Consider the following 563-nt stretch of genomic DNA (forward strand, 5'->3'; position numbering starts at 1 on the left):
CGAATCATTGCATCGCTAACACCAGTTTCAACTAATGCATTACTCATTCCTACTATTATTGAAATGATGAGTATTGTACCTAGGAGTTCATTAATAGCATATATAAAGCTATTAAATACTCCGAGAACTGATGCGGACAGAGATTTTGTAGCCATTAATCCAAGTACAAAGATACCTACAATACAGATGAGGGTAGTATCTTTTTTAAGAATCATTACACCTAGTATAAGAATAATAAAAATTAGGTAGACATAATGCATTCCTAACAGTTCAACACCCATAAACAACACCTTTTAAAAAATAATATCCTTTTTTAAATTATGCATAGGTTTTTGAAAGTGTGATTGATATGTACTATTCTTTTATTTGATATTCTTGCTTTGCCGTATTTTGCAAGCAAAGGTCCTAAAACCAAAAAAGATGCCCTCATCTTTTTACAAGTTCATAGGGAGGTTCAAGTAACTTTAATGCTCCATCCCTAACCTCTATTGTACCCTTTTTAATATCCATAGAAATATTTGCTCCTAAGGAGTCAAGTACACTACACATTACCTTTACATCAT

Annotated in this window: 1 pseudogene; it reads right to left on the reverse strand. The window is 32.0% G+C overall.

The annotated features are described in order from the left end of the window. Positions 1–281: pseudogene (locus TCEL_RS13695) on the reverse strand (hypothetical protein); the annotation flags it as partial. Between the last annotated feature and the right edge of the window lie 282 nt (positions 282–563).

The sequence above is a fragment of the Thermobrachium celere DSM 8682 genome, assembly GCF_000430995.1.
GTDB classification, from domain to species: Bacteria; Bacillota; Clostridia; order Clostridiales; family Caloramatoraceae; genus Thermobrachium; species Thermobrachium celere.